Source organism: Pedobacter sp. ok626, assembly GCF_900100435.1.
Lineage (GTDB): Bacteria > Bacteroidota > Bacteroidia > Sphingobacteriales > Sphingobacteriaceae > Pedobacter.
In genome coordinates, this window is the sequence record NZ_FNEX01000013.1 from 1 (window position 1) to 17,089 (window position 17,089).

A 17,089-nucleotide genomic window follows, 5' to 3' on the forward strand; every position below is an offset into this window, starting at 1 on the left:
TAGGTTTCAGATTGAGCGTCGAATGCTTGTCGCAAAGCCTTTTGTACATCGGTTCTAAAGCGATAAACCATGGTTCCATCATAAAAATCTGTGATGACCCCGTATGCATCTCGCCGAAATTGTTCTGCCAGCGTACTGGCGATCCCAAATTGAGTTGCTGCTTTGTGTGTGTTTTTAGTTTGCTGTTTTTTTGTCAACCTGGATTTGGCTGTAACCACTTGCATATTGCGATATTTCTTATAAACAGCAGGTCCTACTATGCCTGTCAGGAATTTTCCGTCAAATTTTGCCATGATCTATATGTTTTTTATAAATAAACATCTGAGCTAAGATAGCGTTCGGATAGCGTACTACAAAATTTAAAGTTAAAAAAAATTAAAAAAGGATCATACTCCATATTTTTATAGAAAAAGATGGAGTATAGTTGCTGTATACTTGGACTATACTTGGAGTATTACACTACTCAGACCGGTCGCTGTCTTATCCGTGTACAGACCATAGGAGTGTATGTCTTATATTACCTCTTTGTTTCAAGGTGCCAAATTGGCTCCTTAAGATTTTTTCGCTCTTCGTTCCCGAGTTCAAACATAAAACACCTATCGGATGGGAATTAGTGCAAAAATTGTAAATAAAAAAGCCTGAGATCGTTTGATTTCAGGCTTTCTCTTGGTTTTGATACCATCTTGTCGGAGAACAACTCAGCTTATTCTAAACTTACGGATATCTCGGGACTCTGTCTCGGGGGTTGCTCATTAGATCTTCTTTAAACGCATTTCGAAGTTTTTTATCCATGTGGCTCCTTTATCAGTGGATATTTCGCCGATTTCGTACCAATCGCCATTATCTATAGCGAGGGTATATTTTACCATGAACTTGGGATTATCCATACTCCATGTATAACCTCCATTATCCTTTACTTCCGGCGTAGTATCGGTTATATAGCCCATACCTGTCATTGCCGTGAACCTATACTGCTTTTTGAAGACATCATAAGTTAAATAGGCCAATGCATCATGGATTGGCTTTTTACTTTCTTTATCATTACCATTTCCTTCAATCATTAAAACACCTCCGTCAAATTTAGGAGTTACCAGTTCGGTCTGATCGAAAAAGTGCTTTTTTCCGTCCTGCAAAATCATCCAGCCTTCACCTTTCCATTTGCCGGCGAAGATTTGTAATCCTTTCATTTTTTCGTGTTGAATAGCAGCAGGGTTCTGTCCGAAAACAGTTAAGGCACAAAAAGTTATTAGGGTGCTTAATAATACTTTGATCATATCGTTTTTTTTTATGAAGGTAGAAAAATGAAAAAAATAAAATAGTGTAAAAAAACGACATTATACGATTTGTTGGTGGTCTATCAGATCTATGTATTTAAAAAAATCTTCTAGTTTATACTGAGCAATATTCCGGAATGATTTATAAAAATGTGAAAGGTCTGTATAATCATGATCAACGATCATTTCATTTTGATTCTGTTGCTTAAAATAGAGCTGAAGAATTGCATGCCTTAATTTTTTAATCTGAGAAAATTGCTTGATACTCATCCCTGTTTCCTGTTTAAATACTCTTTGTAGTTGCCTTACACTTAAACAGGCTAGATCGGCCAGTTCGATAATGGAAGTCTTACCCTGGTCTGAAACGACCCTGTTTGTAACCAGATTAATCCGTTCATGGGGCTGATAACCGATTTCTCCCTTCCAGTCTAATAATGCAGCATTCAGGAGTCCCTGGATATCCATCTCTGCCGAGATTTGTCCAATAAGGTCTTTCTGCCAGCTGTGCCAGTCGGCTGGGGGATAAAGCAAACGTTCATTTAACAGCTCTGCTACTGGTGCAGCGCAAAGCCATTTGGAGTGTCCTGGTTTTAATCTGATACCTGCATATATTGCATCCGGAAAGACATCCACCGTGAATTTCGATGTTGAGGTCCCTTTAAATGCAATGAATTCTTGATTGATCGCCATGAGTTTGATGAAAACCAGCTCGCAGCAGCCATGGGGTAAAACAATATGCGGTATTGGTTTAGCGGATTCAGACTGACTGGCAGGAATAATAAACTTCCAGTAGCATTCAACCTTATCCTGAAGAGCGGGGGCAGGGAGGTATTCTTTATAGATCATTAATTTTCAGCGTGTAATCCAATTCTGTTTCCTTCGGAGTCCATAATTACGGCAATAAATCCCGGCGGAATTTGCATTTTAGGTGCAATAATTTTTCCTCCTGCCAGCTCTACTTTGTCAAGGACTGTTTGAAGACTTGGACTTGCATTGATATAAATTAACGTGCCTTGCGATGAGGGGCTATTCCTTTCTGATTTCGACAATACACCAGTAACCCTCCCTGAGGTTGCTTGGATTACATTTGGATTATACGGAAAGAAAACACTTTCGTCATTTCCATCAGTTCTCTTAATCATTTCAATATCTAAAATGGTTTCGTAGAAAGTTTTTGCTCTTTCAATGTCGGATACAGGAATTTCAAACCATGTCAGGATGTTGGTTTCTTCGTCAATTTTTCTTAATAGTTGTTTGCTTGTTTCCATGTTTTTTAACATCTGCTTATTTATTTTTTGTTCTTTACGAAGGTCAAAAATATGTATGATCTAATCCTGTGACAATCGTCACAAAATTATACAGAGGTTCTTCGTTTTCTTATCCTGCTTAATGTTTCCCTTGCTACGCCAAGAAATGATGCTAATTGTGAAAGTGAAACTCTTTGTACCATGTCAGGATGGTTGACTTCTAAGTAGTTTAAGCGGTCCTGAGCTGAATAAAGCTTGAATAAGGTTGAAAATTCTTCTTGTTTTGATGCGAACATACGTATACAATTACGTCCTAATGCTTCTATTTCGTTTGATTGTTTTGCAGCTTTAAATAATTTCTGTTTGTCAAAAATTACGGCTGCTAATGGTTCACAAGCAATGATATTAAATTCTGATTTTTCTCCGCTACCAAAGCTGTTGATATTTGTTGCGATGTCATTTTCAAAGAAGAACGCTGTGTTTTTCTGTGCTCCGTCAATTTCATAATAACTTTTACAGTATCCCGAGTCAATATAAAATAAAGAATTGCAGATGTGTCCTTCATGTAGTAAAAATTCATTCTTCTTATACTGTTTCTTTGATAATGCAGGCTGCAGCAATTCCCAGCTTTCCTCAGAAAATTCAGTTAGCGAATGAATATATTTTAAAAGATTGTCCATTTATAATCAGGGAAGAGAGGGGTAATTTATATAAATAATAGGGAGTAAGCAAATCGTATACGTTGGCGATTAAGGTTTAATTACGTGTCCGGTTACTTTACCAAAGAGGCTTTTGCGGAACATAAATTCCAACTGTCTCATTGTAGTTGGAATTTCTCCCGGGAAGTAAGGGAAGTACTGTGGCGAGTTTTCGATAACGGTTGGACTAACCGCATTGATACGGATGCCGTTTTCTAATTCAATAGCGGCTCCGCGAACAAATCCTTCTACAGCGCCATTAGCTGCTGATGCGTTAGCAAAGTTTACTTGGGGTTCGTGTGATAAGGCCCCAGTAATTAAGGTAAAGGAACCTTTAGGATTGATGTATTTCTGACCAATCAGCACTAAGTTTATTTGTCCCATCATTTTACCTTCTACACCTTGTCTGAATGTAGTATCATTCAATTTGGCCCATGGCCCTACAAATGTGGGGCCTGCTGTTGAAATTAAAGCATCGAATGGCCCTGCTTGTTGGAACATATTTTCGATAGATTCCGTAGAAGTGATATCCGCATTGATGTCAGCGCCTTGCGAAGCTACTTTGATTATTTCGTGCTCGCTTTCTAAGGCTTTTACTAAGTGTGTACCCATGGTGCCTGTTGCACCTACAATAATGATTTTCATGATTTTCGGTTTTATACTGTTAAAATTGTTCTACGATGAGTTTCTTACTGGCTGATATCCCGGCGGTAGTTCCCGTTGCAACGGCATTGGCAACTGTTCTCATGCGATTGGTATTGTCGCCACAGGCATAAACACCATCAATTGAGGTTTCCTGAAAACCATTTACCCTTATATAGCCCTCTTCAGTTGTTTCGCATCCTAAAGATTCTGGAATAGCGCAGTGTTGTATGAATGGTCGTGGTGAATACAAAGCGGTTAGGGGAGATTTCGTCCCATCAGTGAATTCTAAGTTTTGGATATATCCTTCAATCTGATCTAATTTTTTAATTTCCTTTTCAACAATTTGTATGTTGTGGGATTTAAGTTTTTTTACCTGCTCTGCGTGCAGGGTCGATTTTCCGTTAGTATAGATGGTTAGATCTTTTGTCCAATTTGCAATCATTTTAGAAAATTCATAAGCATATTCACCATTGGCCAGGATTCCTGTTTTAGTATTGCGAACTTCATAGCCATGGCAATAGGGACAGTGGATGGCTGAAATGCCCCAACATTCAACAAAACCTGGTATTTTTGGCATTATATCTTTTATGCCAGTGGCAAAAATTAGTTTTGTTGCTTCAAACATTACTCCTGTGTCGGTTGTAATCTCAAATCCATTTTCAATTTTACTGGCAGTCGATGCCAATCCATTATAGAAACTTACGGTTTTATATTTTTCAACTTGTTGCTTTCCTAATGTAGCTATGCCTTTGGGCGTATTGCCATCCTGTGTTAGAAAATTGTGAGAATGGGGCGTTTGGGCATTGGCCGGCTTTCCGCTGTCGATGATTAAAACCATTTTCAATGCCCTGCCTAATGCCATTCCAGCGGCTAGTCCTGCATAGCTTCCGCCAATAATTATGGCGTCAAATTTTTTATTGTTTGTGCTCATTTAGTTGCTGTCTTTTGCTTTAAACTGACGAAGGATAAAATCTACTAAGGGAACTCCAACAAAAACTATCCAAGGCACTAATGCTATGGTTAAAATAAATGTTCGTTGGTATAATGCTAGTGCATTTAAAGCTTTGCCAAAAAGGAATAGAAAAAGGGTGATTGAGGGGTAAATGACTAACCAGATTTTTAAGGAAGCCATTAGTTTCATTTTTGTTTTCATATTGTTTTCTTTTTGAAATAATTTGATAGAACAAAAATACTTCGGCTCAAAACCTCAGGGATAGGACAAAAATGAAGATGGATAGGACTTATTTAAAGTTTATTTGCCATCCTGATGGTTGTGGCATCCATCTCCATATCAATTGGCACAGTAACAGGCATATTAGGTGCTGGAGGTGGGTTTTTATTGATTCCAACCTTAGTGATTTTGATGGATTTACCGATGAAAAAATGATGGCAACCAATTAAATTTACATAGGAGAATAGCAATTAATAGAGGCTGTGTGACAAAGGTCACCGTTTCTAATTAGATAAAGACGCAACTTTGATTAACAAAATAAATAAACGATGATTATAGAACAAATTTATACCGGATGTTTGGCACAAGGTGCTTATTACATCGAAAGCAATGGCGAAGCGGCTATTATAGATCCTTTAAGAGAGGTACAGCCCTACTTGGATAAAGCCAAGAAAAACGGTGCCGTGATTAAATATGTTTTTGAAACGCATTTTCATGCTGATTTTGTCTCCGGTCATCTCGATTTATCTAAAAAATCAGGAGCTCCGATCGTTTACGGCCCAACCGCGAAACCAGATTTCGAATTCATTTCTGCAAAAGATGGACAAGAATTTAAACTGGGAGACGTTACCATCAAGGCTTTACATACTCCTGGACATACCATGGAAAGTACTTGTTATTTATTAACAGACCAAAACGGGAAAGATACAGCACTTTTCTCTGGCGATACGCTATTTATTGGCGATGTTGGCCGCCCGGATTTAGCCCAAAAAATAAATGGTGAATTAACTCAAGATATATTGGCAAGTCACTTATACGACTCGTTGAGAAATAAAATTATGCCTTTGGCTGATGATATTGTGGTTTATCCCGCACATGGCGCAGGTAGTGCTTGTGGAAAAAACATGAGCAAAGAAACCACTGATTTATTAGGTCATCAAAAGCAAACCAATTATGCTTTAAGGGCAAATATGACCAAAGAAGAGTTTGTTAAAGAAGTAACAGCGGGTTTATTACCGCCACCGGCTTATTTTCCGTTAAACGTGATGATGAATATTCACGGATATGATAGTATAGATAAAGTTTTAGAACGAGGACAACATGCTTTGGAACCAGCGGCTTTTGAAATGGTGGCCAATGATTCTGGTGCTTTGATTTTAGATACCAGAGATCCCCAAATTTTCGCTCAAGGCTTTATTCCAAACTCCATTAACATTGGTATCGATGGAAATTTTGCGCCTTGGGTAGGTACCATGATACCGGATATTAAACAACAGATTCTATTGGTAACCGACGAAGGCCGTGAAGATGAAGTGATTACCAGATTAGCCCGGGTTGGTTACGATTTTACCATTGGCTACTTAAAGAATGGATTTAAAAGTTGGAAAGATGCTGGAATGGAAATAGATCTTATTCCCAGCATCACTGCAGCTGAACTGGCTACCATTATGGAGAAAGAGGAGGTCAACTTAATTGACGTAAGAAAAGAGAGCGAATACCAAAGTGAGCATGCGGAAATTGCGGAAAACCTTCCTTTAGATTTTATCAATGATGCGATGTCTAAAATAGACAAGAGCAAAACCTACTATGTGCATTGTGCTGGAGGCTATCGTTCAATGATTTTCAACTCTACGTTAAGAGCCCGGGGTTTCGATAACCTAATTGATGTGGCAGGTGGCTTTAAAGCCATACAAGACACTGGAAAAATAAAAACCACTGCCTTTGTTTGCCCATCAACATTAAAACAAAAATAATAATTTTAAAAATGACAAGTAGTTTTTTTTCAAAAAGCGAGCGTGATTTGGACGGGGTCCAATTCAAAAGCGAATTCGAGAGTGCGGCAGATAAAGTTTTATTAGATGTTCGCACACCTGCTGAATTTCAATCTGGCAATCTCCCAAAATCTGTAAATATTGATTTTATGGGGGCGGATTTTAAAAACAAAATGGAAAAGCTAGATAAATCTAAAACTTACTTTGTGTATTGCAGAAGTGGTAACAGATCTGGTCAAGCGGTTTCTATGATGAATAAACTTGGTTTAACTTCCTTTAACTTAGTTGGAGGTATTGATGCCTGGCCTAAATAGCTGATGATTTTCTAAAGACAAAAACATGGAAAAAATAAACATCCTGATACCAACAGATTTTTCTGAATTGAGTTTCGAAGCTTTTAAAATGGTCGATCTGCTGAGGTCCAAATTTGTAGTAAAGCTTCATTTATTACATGTAATTGAGGCTAACGACCTGGTTTTTTCAGATCATCCAGAACTATCAGAAGGCGTTGATTTATCATTTTATCAAAAGGAACTAGCACGTACCAAAGCTAATTTCGATTTACTCAAACAGAAGGGAATTGATTTTGAAGAACAGATCTCGGTGGGTTTATTGACGACCGAGATAAAGAGATCTAGTATTTTACTGGCAATTGATTTAGTAATTATTGGGATAAACGAACACCATACTTTGCTGGATAAATTAAGCAGTTCTGAGGCGCAGCAATTGGTAAGACACCTGGCTGTACCGGTAATTAGTTTGAAATTAAATACCCCATTAAGCCAAACCTTAAATGATATACTTTTAGTTGCTGATTATGAGCAGCCTGGTAAGGGGATTCAATTAAATTTGATTAAAACTATTGCAGAAGTTTTTTCGAGTACCATTCATTTATTGCAGATATTGAAAGATGACGATGAAAACCGTATTGATGTAATAAAAGCGCAAATGGAATTTTTCGCAAAAATGCACACGCTAAAAAAATACGAGCTTCACCTTTATCGAGATAACGACGTGATACATGGTGTTCAAAATTTCAATAAAGAAGCAGCTATGGATTTAATTTGTATCAGAACGCATGGCCGAAAAGGAATTGCGCATTTACTTTTAGGCAGTATTGCCGAAAGGTTGGTAAACAATTGTAAAAAACCTGTATTAACATTTCATTTAAAAGACATATGATAGAATTCATCACACAACCATGGTCCTGGTATTTTTCAGGATTTATGATTGCCCTTATCATGGTTATTTTACTTTTTTGGGGGAAATCATTTGGATTTTCGGCCAACTTAAGAACCATGTGTACCATGGCCGGAGCAGGCAAAAGCGTAAAGTTTTTTGATTTTGATTGGAAAACCCAACAATGGAACTTAATGTTCCTGGTAGGATCAATTATAGGGGGCTATATCGCGGCAAATTTTTTGAGCAGTCCTTCAGCGTTAGACTTATCAAGTCATACAATCAATGATTTAAAAGCTTTAGGAATTTCATTTAATGGGGGGGTAAACCCCGACGAATTATTTTCTTCGGCCGCCTTAGCGCATCCAAAAACCTGGATAATATTATTGACGGGAGGTTTATTAGTTGGATTTGGATCCAGATATGCTGGTGGTTGTACTTCGGGGCATGCCATATCAGGTTTATCTAATCTGCAAATCCCATCATTAATAGCCGTTATTGGATTTTTTATTGGAGGTTTAACCATGACTTATATAGTGATGCCTTTGCTATTTTAAATCAACTTTAACCATTTAAATTTTAAACATGAAATTAATAAAGTATGTATTCGCTGGTATCCTATTTGGTATCATTATGGCAAAGTCAGAAGCCATTTCCTGGTTCAGAATTCAAGAAATGTTTCGCTTTCAATCTTTCCACATGTACGGCATCATTGGTACTGCAGTGGTTCTTGGGGTTTTAGCAGTTTTCCTGATGAAAAAATTGAAGGCAAAAGATGTAGATGGCAATCCTATTGTTTTTCTCGATAAGGATAAGCAGTATAGAAAATATATCATCGGGGGAACCATTTTTGGTTTAGGCTGGGCATTAACGGGCGCATGCCCTGGGCCTATGTTTGTAAACTTAGGTTATGGCTATTTAGCCATGTTGGTGGTGATTTTTGGAGCTTTAGTTGGAACTTATTTATATGGGGTGTTAAAACACAGGTTGCCTCATTAACAGCAGGCAAACGGGGTCTAAGAGATAGGACAACAATGATGGATAGGACTTATTTAGCGTTTTTCCTAAATGTTTCGGGAGAGAAGGAAGTATGTTTCTTAAAAAGGCGTATAAAGTAGGAGGGATCCTCGTAGCCTAAGTTATAGGCAATCTGACTGACCTGGTTGGAAGTTGCCAACAATTGACGTTTGGCTTCGAGGATAATATAATCGTTTATGATTTCGGAAGGTGTTTTATTCAGTAGTGTTTTTGTGATGGTACTTAGCTGATAGGAAGAGAGGTGTAATAATTCGGTATATTGAGAAACCTGTTTTTGTGTCCTGATGTTTGATTCAACCAACTCTAAGAATTGCTCTAATTTTTCCTGGGCATAAGGGCTAGGAGAAACTGTAGGCAGTACTTTATATTGTCGTTTTCGTAGAAGTTCAATTAGTAAAATACTTAGGTTTGCTTTTAATACCTCTTGATATCCTTTTTCTTTAGTAGTATATTCATTTAAAGCTTCGGACAAAGTGGAATTGATTTTGCCGAAGGTATCGCGTTCAAACTGGTAGAAATTGAACTGTATTAATTTGGTTAAATGATTTTGGGATGCGTTGTTATGCGCATATAAGAAGTCTGTTTTAAATTGGATAAGATATCCAGTGCTACCTGATTTTAAATCCAGTTGGTGCACTTGACCCGGTCGCATCATAAAAACTGAATAATCCTTTATTTCATAGTTTTTAAAGTCAATTTCATGTTGTCCTGATCCTTTCTCTACAATCAATATATAAAAAAAGTCATGCCTGTGTAAGTCCTGAACCATATCAGAATTCATCAATAATGGCGCAATATCCCTTATAGCATAACTACCGGCTAGTTGTGGTTCATTTTGACCGTTAATATTTCGTATTGGAATATTTTCCACTTATTGGTGCTTTATTATTTCAAAGGTAGATAAGTTTTTTTAAGTTAACCTGTTGTTAACGTTGTTCTTGCTAGCTTTGCCCACACTCAGGAAAATACATTGAAACAGCAGGCAAAAAAGCAATACATTACCGATATGTACAATAAGTTCTGGAAAGAACTTTACATCGTTGCCTTTCGCCGTTTGCGGGATGAAGCGCAAGTAGAAGATATGCTCCAGGACCTGTTTCTTTCTCTGCTCGAAGGAGATTATAACCTGGAAAATGAAAATGCTGTACGCGCGTTGCTTCATACCCGTCTGAAAAGCCGGATCATTGATTTTTTCAGAAAAGAGCTTTTGAAGATCAATTTCGAAAACCATGAAGCTGGAAAGTCCCAGGCTGATCCGCATTCCAGCGACGATCATTTGATGGGCAGGGAACTGGAATCTGTTGTGATGAGTGAGATCAACAGGCTGCCTGAAAAAATGAAAGAGATTTTCCTGCTCAGCAGGGAGGAAATGCTTTCCAATGAGGAAATAGCCAGCCGTTTGAACATCTCTGGTAAGACAGTAAGGAACCAGTTGAGCACTGCCTTAAACCGCATCAGGCTTGCTGTCCGGCAATATGGTTCTGCCGAACTCAGACCTGCCTCGGTCACGGTTATCATTACCATAGCAGCCTTGATGTTAACGGATCGTTAACAAAACACACCGATTATATTAAGTTTCATTTTGGTCTGGGACAACCTATGCGTCCGTTCGGTTATATAGCCAAAGGACATTATAATGGATGAGCAGGAAAAGAAAAGATTAATAGATCACTGGTATGCGGCTTTTGACCATTCGGACGAAGAGCTGAAAGTTTTTGCCAATGCTGAACACGAAGAAAAAGTACGTCTCAGACTGCTCAGCAGGATTGTTTCCGGGATTCCGAAAACTGGCCCGGGGCGCGACATCTTTTTTCTTCAGCAGGCAAACTGGATGAAAATAGCTGCCGTGCTGGCCTTTTTTTTAATCAGTATCCCTTTATACCTATATCTGGCTAACCGCAGTACACACAGGATCGAAGATAACGCCACTTGGATGGTCAGCAGGGCGGGAACGAGGAAAATGCTGAAAGTGATGTTAGCCGACGGCTCAGAAATATTACTCAATTCCGGTGCTGAACTTAAGTATCCCCGTCATTTTACCGGAAAAAAACGGGAGATTTCTCTGGATGGTGAGGCCTTCTTTAAGGTATCCCATAATCCCGAAAAACCCTTCGTGGTCACCACTGGAAAGCTGAAAACGATCGTACTGGGTACATCCTTCAACATCCGGGCCTATTCTGGGCTGGATGAGATAGTGGTAAGTGTCGCTACAGGTAAAGTTGGTATTTCTGCTTCGGGCAAAACACTCGCTTTACTGCATCCCGATCAACAGATCACTTTCCAGGTAGTCAGTGGAGCATTTGACGTTACCGAATCGAGTGCCGAGCGGGCCCGGTCATGGCAGGATGGTACGGTCAGTCTGGACGGTGCATCGTTTTCTGAACTGGCGCTGGTGGTCAAGAATACCTGGGGCCTTACACTTGAGACCAAAAGCGAAAGACTGGCCGCGGCAAGTTATAAAACTACATTCCAAACAAACAATAAAATCACACAGGTTATGAAAGCAATCAGTAAAATGACGGATGCGAAATACCGCATCAGGGACCATATCATCACACTCTATGAATAGATAAAGACAAAAAAGAAACAGCGGCTAACTCCCCTTCGAAAGTTCGTTAGTCCCGCTGTGTAATTAAAGGCATAACCATTTAAGAACAATCAAAAATAGGAAACCTAGGTGAACTGGCAATATAATGCCGGGATTAATTCTCAAGCTGGCTTCCTATCTTTTGAGCAATAACAAAAACATGAAAAAAAAGCTCACGGCGATTATGAGGATCTCGACCGTTGTATTAGGACTATTAATCGGTTTCAGCAGTTTGATTGTGGCCAGGGAAACCAAGGCCCAGAACTTAAATGAAATCAAGGTTACCATCAATATCAAAGATGAAAATATGGCAGCTGTGCTGGCCAGAATTGAAAAAAGCACAGGCATTGCTTTTTCTTATGACAAAAATCTACTCAGTAAATTAAAAGTATCCGCACAGGTTTATCGCGGAGCATCCCTTCCACTGGTACTTGGTAAGCTGCTAAGGCAGACAGGGTATGATTATGAGGTGATCAATAACAATGTGGTGATTGGCAGGTCAAGGCCTGCTCCCAGGCCTGCCGAACCTGGACGGATCTCGGGAAAAGTCGTCGATAGCAAGGGCGAGCCACTTCCAGGTGCTTCCATACGGGTTCTGGAGCTCAACCAAACGGTTGCCAATGCGCTGGATGGCGGTTACAGGATTGCTCTTCCTCCGGGAAGCTATACCCTGGAGGCCAGCTATATTGGCTTTCAGTCCAAACAGATCACCGATGTAAAGGTATTGTCCGGCCAGAATACGTCTTTGGATATCGTACTCAAAGAAGATTCAAAGAGTCTGAATACCGTGGTTGTCACCAGTTCATATAAGAAGGCCTCGGTTGAGGGTTTATATGCCAGACAGAAGAATGCCGCTACGGTGACCGATGGGATCTCTGCAGAGCAGATCAGCGCCACTCCGGATAAAAACATTGGTGAAACTTTAAAAAGGATTACCGGGGTAAGTACTACCGATAACAAGAACGTGGTGGTACGCGGCGCGGCCGAAAGGTACAATGTGGCACAGTTGGATGGTATCATGTTGCCCAGTACGGACGTGCAGAGCCGGAATTTCGACTTTAGTCTGATTCCGAGTAACCTGGTGGAAAGTGTGGTCGTGAGTAAGTCTGCTACACCGGACATGAATGCCGGTTTTGGTGGTGGGCTGATCCAGGTAAACACCATTTCCATTCCAACAGAAAATTTCCTTTCTTTCAGTGCAGGGGCTTCTGTCAATTCCAGGACAACAGGTCAGGATTTTTATGGGTATCAGCGTGGGAAATACGATTACCTTGGCTTTGATGATGGGAGCAGGGACCATTTCCCAAAAGGACTGAAAGATGTTTCCAGCTTTAATCCCAAGGTCGTTAATCCGGCCGATATCAAAGCTGTTGAAGTAGCCGAACAGAACCGCAGGATAGGGGGGACTGAGCGGTTGGGAAGCCGGATTTTTCAAAGCAGGCCTTCCCAGAATTACCAGTTCAGCCTTGGCAGGAGTTATGAGCTGTCTAAGCAGGTTGCACGGAAAATCGGTTTTGTAGGCTCATTGAGTTACCGCAATACGCAGAATATCGAAAACATTGATAACATCAGGCGTGGAACCTGGCAGATCATTTCCACCCCTGATGATCCGGAAAACGTCAATACGGGACACCTGTATAATTTCAATACCACCCTGGGGGCATTGCTAAACGGGGGGTATAGGGACGGCAAGCACCAGATCATTTTCAATAATTTTTATTCGAGGGCTTTCAGTGAACAGCTGGAGCGGATCAGCGGATGGCGTTATGCCGATCCCAAAGATGATGGGCTTAATAAACACCCCCTCATCAAAGAAGATGACCGGCCGATGTTTACCGATCTCCTGCAAAACAAGGTTAGCGGGGAGCATCTGCTGGGCAGGATAAAACTGGATTGGAGTGCAGCAAGGGTATCGACCAGCGCCCTTGAGATCGATGCCATTACCGCAACGCTGCGACCTGAGGAAATGGCAAATAGGGTTATTTATAAATATACGCCCGGCCAGGGAACTGTTGGTGGCGGGGGTGGTATCTTGGAACGTGATAAGTTTGTCTACAAGGAACGGAACCTGACTGTGGCCATGAACGCTGCTGTTGATTTTAAGATCGCTGGTCAAAAGCAGATCTTCAAAACGGGGGTTTTCTATCTGGACAGGCATGCGAGCTATGAGTGGACGATGCTGCCCATCGTAAGTTTTGTAACCTTAAATAATCCTTATGGTTACCTTCCCGTACAGGATTATGGCAACTATATGGGTATGGAACATCCGATGACTGATGTCCTGTATATGCCTTCTGCATTCCAACTTAATAGATATGAGGGTAAGGATGTGAACAAGGCGGTATATGCAATGCTTGATAACAGGCTGACTAAAAATTTAAGATTGGTGTGGGGCGGCAGGTTCGAATACTTCAGGTATGACAGTCTGCAGAACAGTACCAATATGCAGGACAGGCCAGCGATCACCCTCGCCGACAGCGTGAGGTGGAAGTTTATGCCTTCTGCCCACCTGACCTATACGCCTGTTAACAACCTGAATGTCCGTTTCTCTTATGCCAAAACGGCCGTAAGGCCATCGCTGATGGATAATTCCAGGTTCTCCAGATACAATACGAATTTCGGCAGGATGCAGGTCAACCTGGGTCTGGAATCTTCGATCATTGATAATTACGATCTCAAGCTGGAATGGTTTCCAGGTGCCGGGGATATCATTTCGGTTGGCGCATTTTATAAGTATTTTGATAAGCCTGCAGAGTTCTATGCCGTTAACTCGGTTTCTGGAACTGACAATCTTTATGTATACACCAATAATTCTGACTGGGGCAAGATCCGGGGGATCGAGTTCGAAGTCCGCAAGTCCCTGGGTTTCATTTCCCCCTCGGTATCCCTGCTAAAGGATATTACCGTAAGTGGCAACCTCACCTTGCTAAAATCGGAAGTTCAGTCCAGGATATTGCGTACTAAGTCGGATGATAACGGGAAAGAATATTCTTACTATGAGTATATGAAGTACAAGCGCCCGTTGTATGGGCAGGTACCTACCGTGGTCAATGCAGGGCTGAATTATACAGGCAAGCATCTGGGCCTCAATCTTGTATTTAACTACATGGGTTATAAAACCTATATCACAGGTGTGGATCCTAACCTGGTAGAATATGAACGGCCAAGAAGCCAGATGGATGCCCAGGTAAGCTATCGTCTTTACCGCAACAAGATGCAGTTTAAGTTGAATATCAGCAACCTGATGGATAACCCTTACCGTTTTTACGTCAATGATGCTTCTACCTTTGAGATCAAAAATGCCCATCCACCGGTCAATTCGGAGTGGGATGATGTTTTTAAATACAAATGGGGCTTCAGCGATAAATACGAAGAAGGCTATGTTGATTACAGCAAAGGGGTAGGGCAACAGATTGGTGACCGCCAAACGCTTACCCGTTACATCGGCCGGAGCGTAAGCCTTTCACTTTCTTATAATTTTTAAATCTGGTTACAAAAAGATAAAATATGAAACAAAAATATAATATGGTAATGGTGTTCATGCTTATGCTGAGCATGGCCATGCAATCATGTGAAAGAGAGGGGCAATTGGCAGTTCTTCCCATTGATAAATTGAGTCCCATCGAATTTAAAGGTTTCGTTATGGGCGATACACTGGAACAGTATTTCGATGGTGTCAAGCTGCGTGAATTTTATGGCTGGGCAAGATTTACCGGTAATATTGCTTTTAACAGTGAGGCCCCGGTCAAAATGGAGCTGAGAAAAAGGAGTACGGGCGAGGTGCTCCTAACCCAAACCATTGAGCGCAACCGTCCTGATAAGCCTATTACCTTTTTTTATGACGGGAAAAAATTCAGTGAGAAATATGAATATCCTGCAGCGATTGCAGATATAGAACAGATTGCTTTCTATTTTGATTTTCCGGCAGATATGCCTGTAGACATTGCATACGGGGATGGTTCGGACATCGATGCTGTAGTATATCTGGCCAAAAATGTGAAACCGGGACAGTGGACAGAATTTATTCAGGTGCCGCCACTGGAAGGGGAGATGTACGTTTTATTGCTCAAAGCCGGAAAGAAAGAATACCTGATGGACAATGACGTGAATTATAGTTTTATGTCGGCTGGTCTCGTTCTGCCCAATAAGTACGGCTATCAGGGCGGTGGGGTACAAAGCTGGTATGTGGGAACAAGAATGGATCTGAACACAAATAAACCAGTCCTGGATCCTCAAACTGACTTGGTTGCAATTTTTCCCCGCTAAGCGTGTTCAATATTATTCTTTAAAATACAAAAAGCCTGAGATCTTTGATTTCAGGCTTTTCATTGGTTTTGTAAAAGTATAGCAATATCGGCATTTTCATCTCCCTCGGTAAATCCGGGTAGATTTTGTTATTGCCTGTCCGGGTAAAAGAACAACCTAGATCAAACGGGCTCTATAGGTTCTGGTTAATTAATCTTTCTAAGTCAGAAATTGGTACGACGCCTGATTGTCTCCAACGGATTTCACCCTTTTTAAACAAAATAAGTGTAGGCACGCCACTTACACTATAGGCAGCTGCGGCCTGCTGGTTTTTATCTACATCGATTTTAATGATGCTGGCTTTATCGCCTACCCGCTTTTTTAAATCTGCTAACATGGGTGCCATCATTTTGCATGGGCCGCACCATTCGGCAAAAAAATCTATTAAAACAGGTTTATCTTGATTGATAATTTCTTGAAAGGTCATACCGTTTGTTTTTTATTTTTTTGTACTCCTAAACCAATAATGGCTCATCTTGAATAATGCCATACTGAAGGAAAATGCCCAATGTAGCAACATCGCCAATGCCGAAAATGTTTTTAAATGTAAGGAGTTGTAACGAATTAATATCTCATTAATTATTTTAAAATAACAGCAAGCAGCAATGTTAGTGCAATGTTTTTGATGTTATGCTGTAGATATTTTTGAGCGATACATATTTGGTTTTCTACCGTTCGTTGGGATATGGAGAGTCTTTCGGCTATCTCGACATTGCTAAGGTTTGTTATCCTACTTAAAAGGAAAATTTCGCGGCAACGCTTAGGCAGGTTAAGTAAAGCATGCTCTATATCCACCTGTAGGTTAAGATATCGGATTTTTTCTTCGCCCTCATTTTGCACCAATATTTCGGAAACAGGGAGTTGGTCGTAATTTTCCACATAAGACAAACGCATCTTTTTCTTAGCCTTTAGTACCTTATAGGTATGATAGCGAGCACTGGTAGTCAGGTAATTTTTGAATGAGCTAATATTCAGCGTATCTTTCTTTCTCCAGATATTCAAAAAGGTATCGTTGGCAATTTCAGCCGCCGCTTCCGCATCATTTAAAAAAGAAAAAGCCGTGGTATATACTGCCCGCCAGTACCGATCGAAAAGCAATTCGAAAGCAGGGACGCTTCCAAACTTTATGGCTTCCCATAGTTCATCATCGGGGGTATTTCTGTCAAGCATATA

At 40.4% G+C, this 17,089-nt stretch carries 20 protein-coding genes; 9 read left to right on the forward strand and 11 right to left on the reverse strand.

The features are described 5' to 3' along the window. The 8 genes from BLS35_RS17485 to BLS35_RS17520 form a co-directional block, all read right to left on the reverse strand. Positions 1 to 293 (reverse strand): hypothetical protein (locus BLS35_RS17485; protein WP_139205887.1); only part of this gene is annotated, 293 nt, incomplete at its 3' end. A 459-nt stretch (positions 294 to 752) separates the two neighbouring features. Further along, on the reverse strand, positions 753 to 1,274 hold the full coding sequence (locus BLS35_RS17490) for a hypothetical protein (protein WP_090783455.1): 522 nt from the start codon (positions 1,272 to 1,274) through the stop codon (positions 753 to 755). Between the two features lie 60 nt (positions 1,275 to 1,334). Further along, positions 1,335 to 2,120: a helix-turn-helix domain-containing protein gene (locus BLS35_RS17495; RefSeq protein ID WP_090783457.1), complete on the reverse strand. Its 786-nt coding sequence runs from the start codon at positions 2,118 to 2,120 to the stop codon at positions 1,335 to 1,337. Then, positions 2,120 to 2,542 (reverse strand): VOC family protein, encoded by a 423-nt coding sequence (locus BLS35_RS17500; RefSeq protein WP_090783823.1) that lies wholly within the window; start codon positions 2,540 to 2,542, stop codon positions 2,120 to 2,122. Before BLS35_RS17500 ends, BLS35_RS17495 begins: the two co-directional genes overlap by 1 nt. A gap of 86 nt (positions 2,543 to 2,628) precedes the next feature. Continuing rightward, entirely contained in the window at positions 2,629 to 3,201 is a 573-nt protein-coding gene (locus tag BLS35_RS17505) for a Crp/Fnr family transcriptional regulator (RefSeq protein WP_090783459.1), read from the reverse strand. Positions 3,202 to 3,270: 69 nt separating this feature from the next. Beyond that, positions 3,271 to 3,864, reverse strand: a complete 594-nt coding sequence (locus tag BLS35_RS17510; RefSeq protein WP_090783460.1) for a short chain dehydrogenase — start codon at positions 3,862 to 3,864, stop codon at positions 3,271 to 3,273. Positions 3,865 to 3,883: 19 nt separating this feature from the next. Continuing rightward, on the reverse strand, positions 3,884 to 4,795 hold the full coding sequence (locus tag BLS35_RS17515) for an NAD(P)/FAD-dependent oxidoreductase (protein WP_090783462.1): 912 nt from the start codon (positions 4,793 to 4,795) through the stop codon (positions 3,884 to 3,886). Then, positions 4,796 to 5,017, reverse strand: coding sequence for a putative antibiotic biosynthesis monooxygenase (locus BLS35_RS17520; protein WP_090783463.1), 222 nt, complete (start codon positions 5,015 to 5,017; stop codon positions 4,796 to 4,798). It abuts the gene before it with no gap. A gap of 347 nt (positions 5,018 to 5,364) precedes the next feature. Between BLS35_RS17520 and BLS35_RS17525 the strand changes: the two genes are divergently transcribed. The 5 genes from BLS35_RS17525 to BLS35_RS17545 are packed head-to-tail and all read left to right on the forward strand — an operon-like array spanning position 5,365 to position 8,985. Then, the gene (locus BLS35_RS17525) at positions 5,365 to 6,789 is read left to right on the forward strand and encodes an MBL fold metallo-hydrolase (protein WP_090783465.1); all 1,425 of its coding nucleotides are present in this window, start codon (positions 5,365 to 5,367) and stop codon (positions 6,787 to 6,789) included. After that, positions 6,762 to 7,121 carry a rhodanese-like domain-containing protein gene (locus BLS35_RS17530; protein ID WP_217634948.1) on the forward strand — a complete coding sequence of 120 codons (360 nt, stop codon included), beginning with the start codon at positions 6,762 to 6,764 and terminating at the stop codon, positions 7,119 to 7,121. Before BLS35_RS17525 ends, BLS35_RS17530 begins: the two co-directional genes overlap by 28 nt. 25 nt (positions 7,122 to 7,146) lie before the next feature. Then, positions 7,147 to 7,989, forward strand: a complete 843-nt coding sequence (locus BLS35_RS17535) for a universal stress protein (RefSeq protein ID WP_090783467.1) — start codon at positions 7,147 to 7,149, stop codon at positions 7,987 to 7,989. Further along, positions 7,986 to 8,543: a YeeE/YedE family protein gene (locus tag BLS35_RS17540; RefSeq protein WP_090783469.1), complete on the forward strand. Its 558-nt coding sequence runs from the start codon at positions 7,986 to 7,988 to the stop codon at positions 8,541 to 8,543. The genes BLS35_RS17535 and BLS35_RS17540 overlap by 4 nt, the downstream gene beginning before the upstream one ends. A 28-nt stretch (positions 8,544 to 8,571) precedes the next feature. Continuing rightward, positions 8,572 to 8,985, forward strand: a complete 414-nt coding sequence (locus BLS35_RS17545; protein WP_090783471.1) for a DUF6691 family protein — start codon at positions 8,572 to 8,574, stop codon at positions 8,983 to 8,985. A 49-nt stretch (positions 8,986 to 9,034) separates the two neighbouring features. On the opposite strand, the gene BLS35_RS17550 is transcribed toward BLS35_RS17545, so the two are convergent. Further along, complete coding sequence (locus BLS35_RS17550) at positions 9,035 to 9,895, reverse strand: AraC family transcriptional regulator (RefSeq protein WP_090783473.1); 861 nt, start codon at positions 9,893 to 9,895, stop codon at positions 9,035 to 9,037. Positions 9,896 to 9,994: 99 nt separating this feature from the next. Here BLS35_RS17550 and BLS35_RS17555 point away from each other — a divergent pair, with 99 nt between their 5' ends. The 4 genes from BLS35_RS17555 to BLS35_RS17570 all read left to right on the forward strand — a co-directional run bounded on the left by BLS35_RS17555 (position 9,995) and on the right by BLS35_RS17570 (position 15,877). After that, positions 9,995 to 10,576, forward strand: a complete 582-nt coding sequence (locus tag BLS35_RS17555) for an RNA polymerase sigma factor (RefSeq protein ID WP_090783475.1) — start codon at positions 9,995 to 9,997, stop codon at positions 10,574 to 10,576. Positions 10,577 to 10,660: 84 nt separating this feature from the next. Next, on the forward strand, positions 10,661 to 11,593 hold the full coding sequence (locus BLS35_RS17560) for a FecR family protein (protein ID WP_090783477.1): 933 nt from the start codon (positions 10,661 to 10,663) through the stop codon (positions 11,591 to 11,593). A gap of 178 nt (positions 11,594 to 11,771) precedes the next feature. Then, entirely contained in the window at positions 11,772 to 15,095 is a 3,324-nt protein-coding gene (locus BLS35_RS17565; protein WP_165973376.1) for a TonB-dependent receptor, read from the forward strand. Between the two features lie 23 nt (positions 15,096 to 15,118). Next, positions 15,119 to 15,877 carry a hypothetical protein gene (locus BLS35_RS17570; protein ID WP_090783481.1) on the forward strand — a complete coding sequence of 253 codons (759 nt, stop codon included), beginning with the start codon at positions 15,119 to 15,121 and terminating at the stop codon, positions 15,875 to 15,877. Positions 15,878 to 16,049: 172 nt separating this feature from the next. Here BLS35_RS17570 and trxA read toward each other — a convergent pair whose 3' ends face one another. Together trxA and BLS35_RS17580 are read right to left on the reverse strand one after the other, a co-directional pair. Beyond that, positions 16,050 to 16,343 (reverse strand): thioredoxin, encoded by a 294-nt coding sequence (gene trxA / locus BLS35_RS17575; protein WP_090783483.1) that lies wholly within the window; start codon positions 16,341 to 16,343, stop codon positions 16,050 to 16,052. A gap of 152 nt (positions 16,344 to 16,495) precedes the next feature. After that, positions 16,496 to 17,086: an RNA polymerase sigma factor gene (locus tag BLS35_RS17580; RefSeq protein WP_090783485.1), complete on the reverse strand. Its 591-nt coding sequence runs from the start codon at positions 17,084 to 17,086 to the stop codon at positions 16,496 to 16,498. Between the last annotated feature and the right edge of the window lie 3 nt (positions 17,087 to 17,089).